This is a genomic window from Variovorax davisae, from assembly GCF_030316845.1.
GTDB classification, from domain to species: domain Bacteria; phylum Pseudomonadota; class Gammaproteobacteria; order Burkholderiales; family Burkholderiaceae_C; genus Variovorax; species Variovorax davisae.
Genome location: NZ_JASZYS010000006.1, coordinates 166,307 through 183,590, shown reverse-complemented (window position 1 = coordinate 183,590; position 17,284 = coordinate 166,307). Strand labels below are relative to the sequence as shown.

The 17,284-nt window shown below is 68.2% G+C and carries 10 protein-coding genes; 6 read left to right on the top strand and 4 right to left on the bottom strand.

From position 1 onward, the window contains the following. Positions 1 to 184: 184 nt before the first annotated feature. Positions 185 to 898, top strand: coding sequence for an H-NS histone family protein (locus tag QTI33_RS15810; RefSeq protein ID WP_286507032.1), 714 nt, complete (start codon positions 185 to 187; stop codon positions 896 to 898). Between the two features lie 109 nt (positions 899 to 1,007). Here QTI33_RS15810 and bglX read toward each other — a convergent pair whose 3' ends face one another. Further along, positions 1,008 to 3,335: a beta-glucosidase BglX gene (bglX, locus tag QTI33_RS15805; protein ID WP_444814851.1), complete on the bottom strand. Its 2,328-nt coding sequence runs from the start codon at positions 3,333 to 3,335 to the stop codon at positions 1,008 to 1,010. A 172-nt stretch (positions 3,336 to 3,507) separates the two neighbouring features. Next, entirely contained in the window at positions 3,508 to 4,425 is a 918-nt protein-coding gene (locus QTI33_RS15800) for a LysR family transcriptional regulator (RefSeq protein ID WP_286507031.1), read from the bottom strand. Positions 4,426 to 4,454: 29 nt separating this feature from the next. Between QTI33_RS15800 and QTI33_RS15795 the strand changes: the two genes are divergently transcribed. The 4 genes from QTI33_RS15795 (at position 4,455) to QTI33_RS15780 (ending at position 11,247) form a co-directional block, all read left to right on the top strand. Further along, positions 4,455 to 5,912, top strand: a complete 1,458-nt coding sequence (locus tag QTI33_RS15795) for an aminotransferase family protein (protein ID WP_286507030.1) — start codon at positions 4,455 to 4,457, stop codon at positions 5,910 to 5,912. Between the two features lie 78 nt (positions 5,913 to 5,990). Beyond that, the gene (locus tag QTI33_RS15790) at positions 5,991 to 6,968 is read left to right on the top strand and encodes a Bug family tripartite tricarboxylate transporter substrate binding protein (RefSeq protein WP_286507029.1); all 978 of its coding nucleotides are present in this window, start codon (positions 5,991 to 5,993) and stop codon (positions 6,966 to 6,968) included. Further along, positions 6,965 to 9,232, top strand: coding sequence for a LamG domain-containing protein (locus tag QTI33_RS15785; RefSeq protein ID WP_286507028.1), 2,268 nt, complete (start codon positions 6,965 to 6,967; stop codon positions 9,230 to 9,232). The genes QTI33_RS15790 and QTI33_RS15785 overlap by 4 nt, the downstream gene beginning before the upstream one ends. A gap of 29 nt (positions 9,233 to 9,261) precedes the next feature. Continuing rightward, positions 9,262 to 11,247 (top strand): acetoacetate--CoA ligase, encoded by a 1,986-nt coding sequence (locus QTI33_RS15780; RefSeq protein WP_286507027.1) that lies wholly within the window; start codon positions 9,262 to 9,264, stop codon positions 11,245 to 11,247. A 111-nt stretch (positions 11,248 to 11,358) separates the two neighbouring features. On the opposite strand, the gene QTI33_RS15775 is transcribed toward QTI33_RS15780, so the two are convergent. After that, a complete protein-coding gene (locus tag QTI33_RS15775) occupies positions 11,359 to 13,797 on the bottom strand; it encodes a catalase (protein WP_286507026.1) in 2,439 nt (812 codons plus the stop codon). Between the two features lie 551 nt (positions 13,798 to 14,348). On the opposite strand from QTI33_RS15775, the gene QTI33_RS15770 reads away from it, so the two are divergent. Beyond that, on the top strand, positions 14,349 to 14,609 hold the full coding sequence (locus QTI33_RS15770) for a hypothetical protein (RefSeq protein ID WP_286507025.1): 261 nt from the start codon (positions 14,349 to 14,351) through the stop codon (positions 14,607 to 14,609). An 18-nt stretch (positions 14,610 to 14,627) separates the two neighbouring features. On the opposite strand, the gene QTI33_RS15765 is transcribed toward QTI33_RS15770, so the two are convergent. Then, positions 14,628 to 17,282, bottom strand: a complete 2,655-nt coding sequence (locus QTI33_RS15765) for an excinuclease ABC subunit UvrA (protein WP_286507023.1) — start codon at positions 17,280 to 17,282, stop codon at positions 14,628 to 14,630. Positions 17,283 to 17,284 lie beyond the last annotated feature (2 nt).

Sequence of the window (17,284 nt, the reverse complement as noted above, 5' to 3'; positions counted from 1 at the left end):
CGATGCCTGCATCGAGCCCGGAACGCCGGTGCGGCATCTCGAGGAGCGGACCTTAGAATCCGGATCGGCGTGCGCTCCGATCAATCAAGATCCATTCATCGAATGATCGATATCCAGACGCCCTCGTCGCCAGCGTCATGTTGCCAAGCGACGAACTCCCTCAACTTCAAAGGTTCCAGACTCAATGACGAAGTCCTACGCGCAACTCAAATCCGCCATCGCCAAGCTCGAGAAAGAAGCGGCCGCGCTTCGCGCAGCTGAGATGACAAAGGTGGTTGCACAAATCAAGGAGTCGATTGCCACGTTCGGCCTGACGGCCGAGCATCTCTTTGGACGGGGCGCCAAGGCATTGAAGGCGGCCACCGGCAAGGCCTTGGGTGGTGGCAAGGCAGCGCGCAAGGGTGCAGGCGTTCCCAAGTACCGTCACCCGAAGACGGGCAAGACCTGGACGGGCTTCGGCAAGGCGCCCGGGTGGATTGCCACGGCCCGCAACCGAGACAAGTTTCTCATCGACCAATCCGGCGTCGTTGCAGCGCCTTCGGTCGAAAAGGCGGTTGCGCCTGTTGCTGCAGTGGCGAAGAAGGCCACCCGCAAGGCCCGTGCAGTTGCAGCACCGGTGAAGAAGTCGATTCGCGGCAGGAAAGTCGCCGCGGCGCCTGTCGCAGTTCCCGAAGCCAAGGCGGGCAAGCCGGTCGCTCAGAAAGCTGCGCCAAAGAAGCGCGTTGCTTCGAGGAAGGCCGCGCCGGCAAAGAAGGCAGCTGGCGCGTCCAAGGCTGGCAAGGCTGCGGTGCAGGCCCCCAAGAAGGCCGTCAAGACCCGCAGCCCGCGCGCTTCCACGAGCGCGGCGGCGACTGCGTCGGGCTCCGCCACACCGGAGACGGCTGCATCCGCAAGCTGACAGTGCAAGCGGCCGGGTGCGGCCGACGAGATCACAGGAACGGGCCGCTCTGCGGCCCGTTTCTTGTCGAGCAGCTTCCAGGATGCTGTATGGGCACGGCGCCCAGACATCAGGGCAGCAGTTCGAAACTCTCCTGCAATACCTCGCGTGAGTCGAGCCCCACCTGCACGTTGAAAGTGCCGGGTTCGGCGACGCGCTGGAGTTGCTGGTTGTAGAAGCTCAGCATCGTCTCGCCGATCGGGAAGCGCACCACCTGCGTCTCGCCCGGCTGCAGCATCAGCTTGCGGAAGCCCTTGAGTTCCTTGACCGGGCGCACGACCGAAGCGACCACGTCCTGGATGTAGAGCTGCACCACCGCTTCGCCGGCGCGCTCGCCGATGTTCTTCACGGTCACGCTCGCCTCGACCGTACGGCCCTTTCGCACCGTGCGCGACGACAGGGCCAGGTCCGACAGTGCGAATTCGGTGTAGCTCAGGCCATGGCCGAAGGGGTAGAGCGCGCCTTGGGGTTCGTCGAAATACTGCGAGGTGTAGTTGCCGGGCTTGCCCGGCGTGAAAGGCCGGCCGAGGCGCGGGAAGTTGTAGTACGTCGGGATCTGCCCCACCGAGCGAGGCAGCGAGATCGGCAGTTTCCCCGACGGATTGGCGTCGCCGAAGAGCACATCGGCGATGGCGTTGCCGCCTTCGGTGCCGGCGAACCAGGTCTCCAGCAGCGCGTCGGCATTGGCTTTCTCCCAGCCGAGCGCGAGTGGGCGGCCGTTCATCAACACCAGCACCAATGGCTTGCCCGTGGCCTTGAGCGCTCGCAAGAGAGCCTGCTGGCTCTCCGGCAGATCGAGGCGCGTGCGGCTCGACGACTCATGCGACATGCCGCGCGACTCGCCCACGGCAGCCACGACCACGTCGGCCTGCCTTGCCGCGGCCACGGCCTCGTCGATCATCTCTTGCGGCCTGCGGCCATCCTGCACGATCTCCTGCGCCTCCCCGTTCGGATAGTTCATGTAGTCGACGATCGATCTGTCTTCGGTGACGTTCGCGCCGCGTGCGAAGAGCAGCCTCGCCTTGTCGCCGATCGCCGCCGTCATGCCCTGACGCAAGGTCACTGCCAAGGCCGGCACGCCCTGGGCCGACCAGGCGCCCAGCATGTCGACCTGCGAATCCGCGAGCGGTCCGACCAGCGCGATGGTTCCGGCCCTGATCAACGGCAGCGTGCGGTTGCGGTTTTCAAGGAGCACGATCGACTTGCGGGCCACGTCACGGGCCGGCGCGCGGTTCAGGCGGCTGTCGGCCTTGCGCTCTGCCGGGTCGTCCTCGGCCTTGCCGATGCGCAGGAACGGATCACGGAAAAGCCCCATGTCGTACTTGGCGCCCAGCACCTCACGCACCGCGTTGTCTATGTCGCCTGCGCGGACCTGGCCGGACTTCACCAGACCGGGCAGCTGCTTGATGTAGATCTCGTCGGCCATGCTCAGGTCGACACCGGCCTTGATGGCGAGCCTGGCGGCTTCGGCCTGGTCACGCGCCACCCCGTGGTGCAGCAGTTCGGCGATGGCACCGTGGTCGCTGACCGTCACGCCTTTGAAGCCCCAGTCCTTGCGCAGCAGGTCCTGCAGCAGCCAGGTGTTCGCCGCGGCCGGCACGCCGTTGACGGCGTTCAGCGCGAGCATCACGCCGCCCGAACCCGCATCGATGGCCGCGCGGTACGGCGGCAGGTAGTCGTTGTACATGCGCATCGGGCTCATGTCGACGATGTTGTAGTCGCGCCCGCCTTCGACGGCGCCGTACAGCGCGAAATGCTTGACCGACGCCATGAGGCTGTCCGGCTTGGCGGCCGAATCGTTCTGGAAGCCTTCGACCATCGCGCGCGCCATCTGCGAGACGAGGTACGGGTCTTCACCGAAGCCTTCCGAGGTCCGGCCCCAGCGGGGGTCGCGGGCGATGTCGACGGTCGGCGCAAACGTGAAATCGATGCCGTCGGCGCTGGCCTCTTGCGCGGCGACGCGCGCGCTCAGCCGAACCGCGTCCAGATCCCAACTCGACGCGAGGCCGAGGCCGATGGGGAAGGTGGTGCGGTGGCCATGGACCACGTCGTAGGCAAAAAACATCGGGATCTTCATCCGGCTGCGGCGCATGGCCGCTTCCTGAAGTGGACGCTGTTCCGGGCGACTGACGACGCCGAAGGAGCCGCCGACGCGGCCGGCGGCCACTTCCTCGGCAAGCTGCGGCGCCGACATCAGCGGGCCGAAGCTGATGAGGCGAAGCTGGCCGATCTTTTCATCGAGCGTCATCTGCCGCAGCACGTCGGCGATGAACGCACCCTTGTTGCCCAGCAGGGCGGGATCGGGCTGGGCCATCACCGGCACCAACGGCGTGGCCATGCCGGCGAGCAGGCCCAGCAACCAACGCGGTCTCATCAGTGCGGCTATCGGATGGCTCATGGCGGGATCGAAGACTAATGCATGCAGGCCACAACGGGAGGCCTGAGACGTGCGACGGGCTGGGGATGCATGCTGCATGCGGAGGGCGCTGTTCGCGCGAAAGCCCGGACACTGCGCTCGCACTTCGACCAGCTTGTCGACCTGTTCCTGTTGCTCCACGATCGCGAAGGATCTAGCTCGGCGATTGAAAGCCGCGCATGTCCTTGATCCTTCGCTCCAATGCGGCGATGAATGCCGTCACCCGCGCGGGTCGATGCAATCCCGGCGGCAGGGCGACATGGATGCCGACCGGCTCGAGCCACAGGCGTGGCAGCACGCGCTTGAGTCGTCCGGATTCGAGATCGGCCGCACACATCCAGGGTGCGGCCGCGCCGATGCCGGCGCCATTGAGGATGGCCCGGTAGCTCGACAGCAGGCTGTCCGTGCGCAGGGGCGTGTCGATCGAGACCGTCTGCGAGCGCCCGGCGGCATCCCGCAGGCGCACCGAGCCATGGAAGTACGGCACCAGCCCCACACACGGCAACGTGGGCAAGGTGGCGGGGGTCACGCGACCGATGCGACGCAGCAACGCAGGGTGGGCCACCAGGATCCTCTCCATCCGTCCCAGTGGCCGGCTCACCAGACCCGGATCGTGCACCTCGCCGACGCAAACCCAGCATTCCGCGCCGGTGGCGACGAGGTCCACCACCCGATCGGTCAAGGTCAGTTCCACGCGCAGTTGCGGCCAGGCGGCACACAGGTCCGTCACCGCATCCGTGAGGAAGCCCGTTCCATAGCCCGAGGGACCGATCACCCGCAAGGTGCCTTCAGGCCGGCTGCGGCCGCCGGAAATTCGCTCGGCCAGGCTCGCCCACCCGTCGGACAAGGCCCGGGCCTCGGCCATCAACAGGCGCCCCTCGTCGGTCAACGAAAAGCTCGCAGTCGTCCTCAGCGCCAGTTTGCAACCCAGCAGCCGCTCGAGTTCGATCAGGCGCCGGCTGGCGGTGGGTTGGGTGATGCCGAGCAGCCGAGCCGCCTTGCTCAGCGAGCCGGTCTCGGCCACGCGAAGGAAGGTGGTCAGCAGATCGAGGCGGTCATGGACGAGCTTCATGCGCGTAGCGTATAGGACTTCATCCTTCCATGCTGCTTCTCTTCAGCTCGGGACCTCCGTATTGTTGCGCCATGAATACTCACGCCAGTGCCCTCGTGACCCCTGCTGCCCCGCGCCTGCTCGGCGACACCGCGCAAGGCGGCTCGGTCCTTGCCTTCTACAGCCCCAAGGGCTCGCCGCGGCCGCCGCGCATCGATCGGGGCGAAGGCGTCTACCTCTGGGACGCCGACGGCAAGCGCTATCTGGACGCGACGGCGGGGGCCGTGGTCGCCAACATCGGCCACGGAAACGCGCATGTGCTCGCCGCCATGCAGGAACAGGCCGCGCGCGTGAGCTTCGCGTACCCGCGTTTCTTCGAAAGCGAACACAACATCGCGCTGGCCGACCGTGTCTGTGCCCTGGCCGGTGAGGGCTTCGACCGCGCCTTCTTCATCTCGGGCGGCTCCGAGGCCAACGAGTCGGCCCTCAAGCTGGCGCGCCAGTACGCGGTGGTGAGCGGACAGGCCGGTCGCTGGAAGGTGATTTCGCGCAACCCCAGCTACCACGGCTCGACCCTTGGCGCGCTCGCCGTCACCGGCGACGAGCACACCCAGTCGATCTACGGGCCCATGACCAGGTCGATGCCCAAAGTGCCCGCGCCGCTGTCATACCGGATTCCCGACGGTCACACGCAAGAGAGCCACGCCATGGCGTGCGCCGAGGAGCTCGCCCGGACCATCGAGCGCGAGGGGCCGGAATCCATCCTTGCTTTCATCATCGAGCCCATCGGGGGCCTGTCCACCGGCGCCGTGGTGTCGTCGGCGGCCTACTTCGAGCGCGTGCGACAGATCTGCGACCACCATGGCGTGCTGCTGATCTATGACGAGATCATGAGCGGCGCCGGCCGCACCGGAGAGTTCCTGGCCGCGCACCACTGGCGCGCCGCGCGACCCGACCTGGTGACGCTGGCCAAAGGGCTGGCCGCGGGCTACACGCCGCTGGGCTGCCTGCTGGCACCCAACCGCATCGTCGACGCCGTGGCCGGGCAGGGCGGCTTCGTGCACGGGCACACCTACTTCACGAACCCGCTTTCCTGCGCCGTCGCCAATGCGGTGATGGACGAGGTCGAGCGCCTCGACCTGGTTTCACGTGCCCGCGAGCGCGGCGAGAGCCTGCGTCGGCGCCTGGAGGCGCTGGCCGAGCGATCGCCTCTGGTGGGCGACGTACGCGGCCTCGGCTTGCTCAGTGCCATCGAACTGGTGGCCGACAAGGCCACGCGTCGGGCGCTGCCGCCCGCATTCAATGCACCTTCGAAGCTCACTGCACATGGGCTTCGGCATGGCATCGCCCTGTACAACCGCCGCGCCAACCTGGGGGCCTTCGGCGATTTCCAGATGATCACGCCGCCGCTGACGATCAGCGAGTCCGAGCTCGACGAGCTGGTCGAAAAGCTCGAGCGGGCGCTCCGCGATCTGGCCGATGAAGTGACGCGTTCCAGGCTGACCTGAATCTCGCGTGCGGAACGCGCCGCTTCGACTGCCTTTTCCCTCTTTTCCCTCCCTGCCATTCTCCTGAAAGATGCCACCATGACGCTGCCCGTCTTGCTTCGCTGTTCGCTCGTCTGCGCGAGCCTCGCCTTCGCCTGCGCGGCCCCCGCCCAGGTGCCCACCTCGAAGGGAGCGCTGCGGCTGATCGTCGGCTATCCGGCCGGCGGTTCGGCCGATGTGCAGGCCCGCACGCTGGCCGACAAGCTGGCGTCGGAACTGGGCGTGCCGGTGGTGGTGGAGAACCGCACGGGAGCGGGCGGCCAGATCGCTGCCGACTACGTGCGCGCTGCGCCCGCGGATGGCCTGACCGTGCTGTTGGCCAACATGCACATGATGGTCATGCTGCCGTTGACCTCGAAGTCGGTGCACTACGATCCGGTGAAGGACTTCCAGGCTGTCGGTCGCATCGCGACCTTCTACGAAGGCCTCGCCGTGCCGGCGGCGCTGCCCGTGCGGGACGTCCGCGAATGGCTGGCGCTGGCCGGCAACGACAAGTCGAAGGCCACCTACGGCGTGCCGGCCGCCGGCAGCGTCGCGCAGTTCATCGGTTACCGCCTCGGCAGCGACGCCAAGGTCGAGTTGACGTCGGTGCCGTATCGCGGCGCAGCTCCCCTGGTCCAGGACCTGCTGGGCAACCAGGTCGCCGCCGGCATCACCCCGATCGCGGATCTCGTGCAATACCAGCAGGCCGGCAAGCTCAAGGTGATCGCGGTGAACGGGTCGAAGCGCGCCGCGCTGCTGCCGGACGTGCCGACGCTCAAGGAGCTGGGCCAGCCGCATTTCGACAATCTCGAATGGACGGGCCTGTTCGCGCCTGCCGCCACGCCGCGCGCGACGATCTCGCAACTTCATGCGGCACTTGGCAAGGCGCTGGCCATGCCCGAAGTGCAGCAGCGCCTGGCCAAGCTCAGCAGCGATGCGAACCCGAGCACGCCCGACGAACTGGCGAACCTGATCGCGGACGACCTCAAGCGCTGGGGGCCGGTGGTCAAGGCGTCGGGCTTTACCGCGGAATGAGCCGATCGATCCCGCCGCACCGCCCGCTGGCCGTGCCGGGCGTGCATGGCTACACCGGCTCGAAGACCGTCCATGCCGGCGAGCCGATCGGCATCCACATCAGCAGCGACCGGCCCTATCAGCTGTCGGTGTGTCGCCTGGGCGCAGATGCGGACAGTCGCCGTGACGACACCGTGGTGGCGGACCTCGGAGCGTCCCCGGCCCGGGTCCAGTCCATCCATCCCGGTTCATACGTCCATGTCGAAAGAGGCCTGCCCGCGCAGCTGCCACTGTCGGGACTGACGCTGGAGTGCTGGGTCATGCCCTGGCGCTCGACCGGCGAGCGACAGGCCCTGATCACGCAATACGATGCGCCCGCGCATTGCGGCTTCGGCCTGTTCATCGAGGCCGACGGCGCGCTGGCGCTGTACCTGGGCGATGGCGGTCCGCAAAGCGATGTCGGCCTGCACGTCGGGCAGGGGCTGGCCACGAGGCGATGGCAGCATGTCGCGGCGACCTGGGATGGTCGGTCGGCGGCCTTGTGGATCGATGGCGCGTGCGCTGGACACTGGCCACGGAGCGGCCCGGTCTGCCCGGGCGCTGCGCCACTGCGCCTGGGTGCGGCCGGACAGGCCCACGGCGTCGATGCCCTGGCGGACGTGGACCTGGCCCTGCCGGTGATCTACGAGCGTGCGCTGTCGGCCGCGGAGATCGCCGCACGGGCCGCCCAGCGTGCGCTGCGGCTGCCGGTCGATCCGGCCGTGCGGGCCTGCTGGCCCTTGCGCGAAGGGCGGGGCGATGGCCTCGCCGACACCAGTGGCCACCAGCGCGCGGGTCGCATCGTCAACCATGGAACCTGGATGGTGCGAGGGCCCGCCTTCGACGAGGCGGTCGACGACGCCCAGGACGCGTTCGATCCGCATGGGCAACGGCAGGGCTTGCGCCTCGCCAGCGACGACCTCTACGACTGCCGCTGGACGGCCACCCACACCCTGACACTGCCGGCCGATGCCCGGCCCGGTCTGCATGTGGCGCGCCTGCGATTCGATTGGGAAGGGCAAGAGGCGGTCTACGACATCACGTTCCTGGTCAAGCGTCCCGCAGGCGCCCGACCTGCGCCGCTGCTGGTGCTTTGTGCCATGAGCAGCTGGCTGGCATACGCTGCCACGCCCTTCGCGCGCAACCAGGTGGAAGACCCCGTGTGGCCGCGCCGCTCGACCGGGCTGCCCAACAGCCATCCGCAGGCGCCCGCGTTCTGCAGCTACACCTATCACCAGGCCGGCCAGCCGAGCTACTTCACCGGGCTGCGCATGCCATGGCCGAACGCCAGTCCGGCGGCACTCTACGATCCGGTGGGCAGCGGCTTCTCGCAGTGGACCCGGCTGGAGCGCCGGCTGCACGCGTGGCTCGAACGGGAGGGTTACGAATTCGACTTGTTGGCCGACCTCGACGTGCACGCGGACCCGGACCTGCTGGCGTCCTATCGCACCGTCGCTGTCAACGGCCACAGCGAGTACTGGTCCACGCCCGTGGTGGATGGCTTCGATGCCTTGCTGAGACGAGGCGGACAGGCGCTGGTGCTCTCTGGCAACACCATGTACCTGCGGGTCAGCTTCGACGACGACATGCGCGTCATGGAGCAGCGCAAGAACGACGAGCGCGGCGCCGATCCTGCGGAGGCCGGCATGCGGCCGCCGGCCGGCCCCTTCGGCGAGGAGTTCCACAGCCAGGACTGGGCGCGTGGCGGCCAGTTGCGCGCCGTGGGCCGCTCGGCCGCCAGCATCATCGGCCTGGAGACCGCAGGATGGGGCTTCGCCGATGCGGAAGATTTCGGCGTCTATCACGTCGCCGAGCCTGACCATCCCCTGTTCAACCGTCCCTACCCCCTGGGGCTCGAACGCGGGCAGACCTTCGGCCATGCGCCCGGCGGCGGACTGCCCCGCGCCATCGGCCACGAATGGGATCTGAGCGCCGCGACACTGAGGCGGATGACCCGCCACACGCCCCCTGGCGCCACGCTGCCCGAGCCGCCGTCCGGCCTGAGCGTGGTTGCGCAGGGCATCCGCCGTGTCCCTGGCGCACTGGACACCTACCTCGACTGGTTTTCGCGCGCGACGGACTCGCTGGAAGGTCTGTCGGCGGAGATGATCTACTGGGAACGGCCCCAGGGCGGCCGGGTGTTTCATGCCGGCGCGGTCGGTGCTGCATGGGTCGTCGGTCGCGATCCCGTGTTCGATGGCTTGCTGCGCAACGTGCTGCATCACTTCGGATGCGATCCCCGGTAAGGCTTCTTCCCTCTGTTCAGTCCCCCCCGATGCAACCCAATTCCCTCCCAGATGGCCACGGCGAGCTGCTGTGGTCGCCCTCGCCCGAGCAGGTCGGTGCCAGTCGCCTGCATCACTATCAGCAGTGGCTGGCGCAGCGCCACGGCGTGCAAGCCTCGGGCTACCAGGACCTGTGGCACTGGTCGGTCAACGATCTGGAAGGATTCTGGCAATCCATCTGGGCGTACTTCGACGTGATCGGCGAGGGCGAGCGCGAGCCCGTGCTCGAAGGCCGCCAGATGCCCGGTGCGCGCTGGTTCCCGAACATGCGGCTCAACTACGCCGAGAATCTGCTGCGCAACGCCACGACCGCCCGGCCGGCGATCGTGGCCCGCAGCGAGAACGCGCCGCTGCGCGAAGTCGGTTGGGCCGAGCTGGAGCGCGACACCGCCGCCTTGGCGGCAACCATGCGCGCGTGGGGCGTCCGATCGGGAGACCGCGTCGCGGGCTATCTGCCCCATCGACCAGAAACGGTCGTGGCCTTCCTCGCCTGCGCCAGCATCGGTGCGATCTGGTCCGGCTGCGCCCCGGACATGGGCCCTTCGGTGGTGCTGGATCGCCTCAGGCAGATCGAACCCTGCCTGCTGCTCGCATCCGACAGCTACAGCTACAACGGCAAGCTGCACGACCGTTCGCCGCAGGTCGACGCGTTGCTTTCGCAGCTGCCCACGGTACGGCGCGTCGTTCACGTGCCGGGACCGCTGGCCAGCGGGCGAACCGTCGGTTGGCGCGACCGCGTCGATTGGGCCGAGGCAATCGCCGAACCGGCGCCGCCGCGCTATGAGCGACTGCCGTTCGACCATCCGCTGTGGATCGTGTATTCGTCAGGAACCACCGGGCTGCCCAAGGCCATGGTCCACAGCCACGGCGGGATCGTCCTCACGCACCTGAAGACGATGGCGCTGCAGCACGACCTGCGCGCCGGCGATCGCCTGCTGTTCCTGGGCAGCACCGGCTGGATCGTCTGGAACCTCCAGGTCGGCGCGCTCCTGACCGGTGCGAGCATCGTGCTCTACGACGGCAACCCCGGCTGGCCGGACGCCGACACCCTGTGGCGGTTCATCGACGCCCAGGGCGTCACGCTCTTCGGCTGCGGCGCAGCGTACCTGATCAACTGCATGAAGGATGGCCTGCGTCCGCGCGATCGGGCAGGGCTCGACAAGCTCCGTGCCATCAACGCGACCGGCTCGCCCTTGCCGGTGGACGCCTATCGCTGGGTCTACGAGGCGGTCAAGCCGGATCTCTGGCTGGCTTCCATCAGTGGCGGCACCGACATCGCATCGGGCTTCGTGGCGTGCGCGCCGACGCTGCCGGTCCGTGCCGGCGAGATCCAGTGCCCCGAGCTCGGCGTTGCCGCCTGTGCATACGACGAGGCCGGGCAATCGGTGGTGGGCGAGGTCGGCGAGCTCGTGATCACGCAGCCCATGCCCTCGATGCCCGTGTACTTCTGGAACGACCCCGGCGGCAAGCGCTACCTCGAGAGCTACTTCGACACGTTCCCCGGCGTGTGGCGCCACGGCGACTGGATCCGCTTCTCGCCGCACGGCAGTTCCGTCATCTACGGTCGCTCCGACAGCACGATCAACCGCTTCGGGATCCGCATGGGCACGGCCGAAATCTACCGCGTGGTGGAAGCCCTGCCCGAGGTGCGTGACAGCCTGGTGGTGGACCTCGAATACCTGGGCCGCCCCTCCTTCATGCCGCTGTTCGTGGTGCTGCAGCCGGGCATCATGCTGGACGATGCGCTGAGGCAGCGCATCTGCATGGAAATCCGCACCAAGGCCTCGGCCCGCCATGTTCCGGACGAGGTCTTGCAGGTCGAAGACATCCCCCGCACGCTGAGCGGAAAGAAGATGGAAGTGCCTGTGCGCAGATTGCTGCTGGGGGCGGCGGCGGAGAAGGTCGCCAGTCCCGATGCCATGTCGAATCCGGACAGCCTCCGATTCTTCATCGGCTACGGTGCTCGACGCGGCTGAACGAGTTGCGGTCCGGGCCGGGCTTGCGGGGTGCATCTTCGATGACGACGGGCCGCAGGGCGTAGCGCATCAGCAGGCTCATGACCATGAAGGCGACGGCCGGCACCCCTCTCATTCGACCGGCGGATCGTTCTCGCGGCCGAAGTGACGGTGCAGGGCCATGGCGTCGATGAAGTCCGCCACGGCCTGGTCGGCCGCCGCGGCGTCGGCGAGGATCAGCCCCGGGTCGGTCGAGCCGTCGGGCAGCGTGAGCGGGATCTGGGCCTCGTCGAGCAGCGCCTGAGAGGCACCCAGGGCCAGGATGGTCTTGCAGTGCCAGTATTGGGCCCGCACGAACTCGAGCGTGTGCGCATCCTCGTCGAGGCTCGCCACGGCGTCCGCGCCGTCCGGCAGCACCAGCGCGTCGAAGAGAAAGCCCGGCGAATTCTCCATCGTCGCATCGGCGGCGAATTTCTCGCCGCCCACGGCCGCATAGGTGCCGAGCCGCGCCGCCACCAGGCGCGGGACCGCGCCGGCCGCCACCAGTGCCGACACCACCTTGCCCAGCGATGCGCCTTCCACGCCATGGGCCACCAGCACGGCCACCTTGCGGGTTCGGATGCCACCATCGCCCGGCCGTGCGAGCAGCGACAAGGCCGGCGAGTTGGCGACCTCGGGCGCGCTGGGGTTCTCGAGCGCCTTGGGCATCGCGTCGGGCAGTTCCATGCCCAGATCCTGCGCCAGACGCGCCGCCAATGCGGGCACGGCATTGCGCAGCATCGACACCACCCGCTCGCGAATCGCCGGCACCGTGACCTTCGACAGTTCGAAGCGGAAGGCATTGCCGATGTGCGCCTGCTCGACCTCCGACTGGCTCTCGAAGAAAAGCCGCGCCTGCGTGTAGTGATCGGCGAACTTCTCGGGCTTGATGCGCACCTTGTCCGCGCTCTGCTTGGCATCGATGCGCCGCGCCACGCTCACGAAGCCCTGGTCCGCGCCGGCCTGGAACGGACAGCCGCCCGCCAGCGAATTGGGTTCGTAGGCCACCCGGCCGCGGTGGATCGCCTGCCGGTGCATGCCGTCGCGTTGGTTGTTGTGCACCTGCGCGAGTGGCGCGTTGATCGGCAGCTCGTGGAAGTTGGGTCCGCCCAGGCGACTGATCTGGGTGTCGACATAGGAATGGATCCGGCCCGCGAGCAGCGGGTCGTTGCTGAAGTCCAGGCCCGGCACCACATGGGCAGTGCAGAAGGCGACCTGCTCGGTCTCGGCGAAGAAGTTGTCGGGGTTGCGGTCGAGCACCATGCGCCCGACGATCTGCACCGGCACCAGTTCCTCGGGCACCAGCTTGGTGGCATCGAGGATGTCGAAGCTGAAGGTCTCGGCTTGCTCTTCCGTGAAGATCTGCAGGCCCAATTCCCACTCGGGGTATTCGCCGGCCTCGATCGCCTCCCACAGGTCGCGGCGATGGAAGTCCGGATCGGCCCCCGAGATCTTCACGGCCTCTTCCCACACCATCGAATGGGTGCCGAGCTTGGGCTGCCAGTGGAACTTGACGAACACCGATTCGCCCCCGTCGTTCACGAGCCGGAAGGTGTGGACGCCGAAGCCCTGCATCATCCGGTAGCTGCGCGGAATGGCGCGATCGGACATCTGCCACATCAGCATGTGGGTCGACTCCGGCATCAGCGATACGAAATCCCAGAAGGTGTCGTGGGCGCTGGCGGCCTGCGGCATCTGGTGATGGGGCTCGGGCTTGACCGCATGGACGAGGTCCGGGAACTTCATCGCATCCTGGATGAAGAAGACCGGCATGTTGTTGCCGACCAGGTCCCAGTTGCCTTCGTCGGTGTAGAACTTGACCGCGAAGCCGCGCACGTCGCGCGCCGTGTCCTTGGAGCCGCGCTCCCCGGCCACGGTCGAGAAGCGCACGAAGACCGGCGTGATCTTGCCGGCTTCCTTGAAGGGCGCCGCCTTGGTGTACTTCGTCAGCGGTTCGTAGCACTCGAAGAAGCCGTGGGCCCCCGACCCGCGCGCATGGACGATGCGTTCCGGAATGCGCTCGTGGTCGAAATGCGTGAGCTTCTCGCGCAGGATGAAGTCCTCGAGCAGCACCGGCCCGCGCGCGCCGGCCTTGAGCGAGTTCTGGTTGTCCGCGATCGCAACGCCCTGGTTGGTCGTCAGGACCTGGCCGCTGGCGTCGACCCGAACCCGGTCCAGCGTGCCGACGGTGGCGTTGACGCCGTCGCGCGCGGCGGTGCCGGTCTTGTCCGAGGCGTTCCGTTCGCTCAAGGTACTGGCGCCTGGCAGCCGCGACGGCGGGCTCACGCTGGCGCCGACCGGCGCCGAGTTCGCATGGGTCTCGCCATGCTCGAGCGACTTGTTCGGATTGAAGGGCATGGCGGTGGCCATCGCGCCCGTGTCGATCGCCTTCTGCGTGGGCGCATCGCCCTTGCCGGCCGCAGTCGGCGGCGGCGTGGCGGGCGCGCTGTCCGTGTTGCGGGCGGCGGCATGAGCCGCGTCGAGTTCGGAGGTCGGCAGGGAAGCGGGCGGGGTGCTGGGTTTTTTGGCCATGGGGTTTTCTCGTCGGGGGGAAGCGAAGGCTAGGCCGCGCCAGGGGCCCGCGGTGTAGGCGCGTGGCGCCACATCCGGATCTTTTGCAACAAAACCCCGACGTCGGCCCTCGACGCGTCGTCCTCGTCGAGGGCCCTGGCCGGCGTTGTAGGTCGGCTTCCGTGGCAGGCGTTGGCATCGGCCGACGCACGACGGTAGCGAGAAGAATAGAAATCATTCTCATGAACCGCCGAACCGATCTCGTCGACGTCATCCAGGGACTCGCCAGGGATGAGGGGACGCGCCAGCCGTCGGCGGGCGATTGGCTGGCCGGTCTGGACAGGCAGGCCCAGGAAGCAGAGAGAGTGCGCCGGCCAGTCGCCTGCCGTTCGCACCCCCGAGACGATGTCGCCGACCGGGTGTCTTGCAGGTCGCCTCCGATTGCAGGCGCGGCGACCGAAGCGGATGATGATGCGACGCACCACCCCCAAGCAAAACGGACCGAAGCGCGGGAGCACGGCGTCCGAACGCCCGTGTGCGACACCGCATCAACACCCCGACGGGAGCATCGTATGAGCCTGCTGCGCGTAGACCTCTACCAGAGCGCCACCGATCCGAAGAAGCTTCTGGCCGTCCCGGCAGGGGTGGATCCGATGGCGCTCATGGGCCCGATGACCTTCGACAGGGACTACGCGCAGGTGGTTCGGTACCACGAGGCCTTCGAATTCGATCCCGCCCAGTCGTACGCCGGCGTCAACGCCGCCAAGATCGCGGCAGATATCCTCACCGTGAAGTGGGCGATGTTCAGCCGCACGACGGCAGCCGGCGCGTAGCCGGCCGCGAGCTCGGACTCACGCGCCGCCGGCACGTGCAGGGGCGTTCGCGAAGCGGGCCAGGTAGGGCGCCGTGAGACTTCTCGCCGTGGCCGCCACCTGGGCTGGCGCCCCGGCCGCCACGACGCGGCCGCCGTCGTGCCCTGCGCCCGGTCCCATGTCGATGACCCAATCGCAGGCCGCCGCCACGCGCATGTCGTGTTCGACCACGATCACCGTGTTGCCCGCATCGACCAGGCCGGCGAGTTGCGCCATGAGCTTGTCGACATCGGCGGGGTGCAGTCCGGTGGTGGGCTCGTCGAGCAGGTAGAGACCGTTGCCGCGCTGCGCGCGCTGCAGTTCGGTGGCGAGCTTGATGCGTTGGGCCTCGCCGCCCGACAGCTCGGTGGCCGGCTGGCCCAGGCGCAGGTACCCGAGGCCGATGGCCTGCAGCAGCATCAGCGGCCGCTCCACCGCCGGCTCGTCGGCGAAGCAGTCGACGGCCTCATCGACGGTCATCCCGAGCACGTCGGCGATGCTCTTCCCGCGCCAGCGGATGGCCAGCGTTTTCTCGTTGTAGCGTGCGCCGTGGCAGGTCGGGCAGGGTGCATAGACGCTGGGCATGAACAGCAACTCCACGCTGACGAAGCCCTCCCCCTCGCAGGTGTCGCACCGCCCCTTGGCCACGTTGAACGAGAACCGGCCGGCGTCGAAGCGCCGCGCCCGCGCGGCGGGGGTGGCGGCGAACAGCTTGCGAACGTGATCGAACAGCCCGGTATAGGTCGCGAGGTTCGACCGCGGCGTGCGGCCGATCGGCTTCTGGTCGACGTGCACCAGCCGCCGCAGCGATTCCGCGCCGCTGGCGATGCGGCCTGTGACCCGGTCCTTCGCCGTCGATTCAAGCCCGGCTTCCTCGTCGTCCTGCGGCGCCTCGTGACCCAGGTGGGCCGAGATGAGCTCCTTCAGGGCCCGTGTCACCAGGCTTGACTTGCCGGAACCCGAAACACCGGTGACGCCCGTGAGGACCCCGAGCGGAAACTCGACATCGAGCTGGTGCAGGTTGTTGCAGCTCACATGGGCGAGCGCGAGCCAGCCGTCGGGCTCCCGCGGCCTCCGCGGTGGCGGCGCTTCCGTGTCGAAGAGGTAGCGCGCGGTGTGCGAGCCTTCGATCCCGCGCAGGCCTTCGGGCGGTCCGCTGAACAGGATCCGGCCCCCCTTTTCTCCGGCGTCGGGGCCGACATCGACGAGCCAGTCGGCCCGCCGCATGATGTCGAGGTCGTGCTCGACGACGAACAGCGAGTTGCCCGCGCTCTTGAGGCGGGCCAGGGCGGCCAGCAGGGCTTCGCCGTCCGCAGGGTGCAGTCCGGCGGAGGGCTCGTCGAGCACATAGACCACGCCGAACAGGTTCGAGCGGATCTGCGTGGCCAGCCGCATGCGCTGGAGTTCGCCGGGCGACAGCGTCGGCGTGACCCGGTCGAGCGAGAGGTAGCCGAGGCCGAGGTCGAGCAGGGTCGTGACGCGCTGGAGCACGTCGTGCGCGATCCGTTGGGCTGCGATGCGCTTTTCCTCGGAGAGTGCCGGCGTGCGGCGCACATCGGGAGCGCCTGCATGGGCCGAGCCGCCGGCTGCCGCGCGCCTGGCCGTGTCGCGCTTCGCCGCAGCCCGGCTCGGCACCTTCGCGTCGGTCGTCTTGGAGAACGAGCCACGCGCTGCGGGCGCCAGCACCTGCGCCAGTTCCGCGAGCGGCAAGCGGGACAGCGTGCCGATGTCATGGCCCGCGAAGGTCACGGACAGGGCCTCGGGCTTCAGCCGCCGCCCGTTGCAGGCGGGGCAGACACTCGGTTCCATGAACCGCGCGACGCGCTTCTTCATAAGGTCGCTCTGGGTCGTGGCAAAGGTGTGGAGCACGTACTTCCGCGCGCCGATGAAAGTGCCCTGGTAGCTGGGCTCCATCCTCCTGCGCAGTGCGGCCCGCGTCTCGGCGGGCGTGAAGCCGGCGTAGACGGGCACGGTGGGCTGCTCCTCGGTGAAGAGGATCCAGTGGCGCACCTTCTTGGGCAAGTCACGCCACGGCGTGTCGACATCGTGGCCCAGCGTCACCAGGATGTCGCGCAGGTTCTGGCCGTGCCACGCGGGGGGCCATGCCGCGATGGCGCGCTGGCGGATGGTAAGCGAGTCGTCCGGCACCATCGCGCGTTCGGTCACCTCGTAGGTCATTCCCAGGCCGTGGCAGCTGGGGCAGGCGCCCTGGACGGTATTGGGCGAGAAGTCTTCCGCGAACAGCATGGGCTGGCGAGGCGGGTAGGTGCCGGCGCGCGAATAGAGCATGCGCAACGAAGTGGAGATCGTCGTCACGCTGCCGACGGACGAGCGGCTGCTGGGTGCGCCGCGTTGCTGTTGCAAGGCCACCGCCGGCGGCAGGCCGGTGATCGCGTCGAATTCCGGCACGCCGGCCTGGTCGATCAGGCGGCGCGCATAGGGCGCGACCGATTCGAGGTAGCGCCGCTGCGCTTCCGCGTAGAGCGTGCCGAAGGCGAGCGAGGACTTTCCCGAGCCGGACACGCCGCTGAACACGACCAACGCGTCTCGCGGCAAGTCGACGTCGATGCCTTTGAGGTTGTGTTCGCGTGCGCCGCGCACATGCACGAAGCCGTCTTGCAGTGCGTGCGCATCGGCGGTTCGGGGATGCTTCATGG

Bases quoted from the DNA above. Each gene is read 5' to 3' on its own strand.
- QTI33_RS15790 (WP_286507029.1), top strand. From the start codon at position 5,991: ATGACGCTGCCCGTCTTGCTTCGCTGTTCGCTCGTCTGCGCGAGCCTC.
- bglX (WP_444814851.1), bottom strand. From the start codon at position 3,335: ATGAGCCATCCGATAGCCGCACTGATGAGACCGCGTTGGTTGCTGGGC.
- QTI33_RS15770 (WP_286507025.1), top strand. From the start codon at position 14,349: ATGAGCCTGCTGCGCGTAGACCTCTACCAGAGCGCCACCGATCCGAAG.
- QTI33_RS15800 (WP_286507031.1), bottom strand. From the start codon at position 4,425: ATGAAGCTCGTCCATGACCGCCTCGATCTGCTGACCACCTTCCTTCGC.
- QTI33_RS15775 (WP_286507026.1), bottom strand. From the start codon at position 13,797: ATGGCCAAAAAACCCAGCACCCCGCCCGCTTCCCTGCCGACCTCCGAA.
- QTI33_RS15810 (WP_286507032.1), top strand. From the start codon at position 185: ATGACGAAGTCCTACGCGCAACTCAAATCCGCCATCGCCAAGCTCGAG.
- QTI33_RS15795 (WP_286507030.1), top strand. From the start codon at position 4,455: ATGCTGCTTCTCTTCAGCTCGGGACCTCCGTATTGTTGCGCCATGAAT.
- QTI33_RS15765 (WP_286507023.1), bottom strand. From the start codon at position 17,282: ATGAAGCATCCCCGAACCGCCGATGCGCACGCACTGCAAGACGGCTTC.
- QTI33_RS15780 (WP_286507027.1), top strand. From the start codon at position 9,262: ATGCAACCCAATTCCCTCCCAGATGGCCACGGCGAGCTGCTGTGGTCG.
- QTI33_RS15785 (WP_286507028.1), top strand. From the start codon at position 6,965: ATGAGCCGATCGATCCCGCCGCACCGCCCGCTGGCCGTGCCGGGCGTG.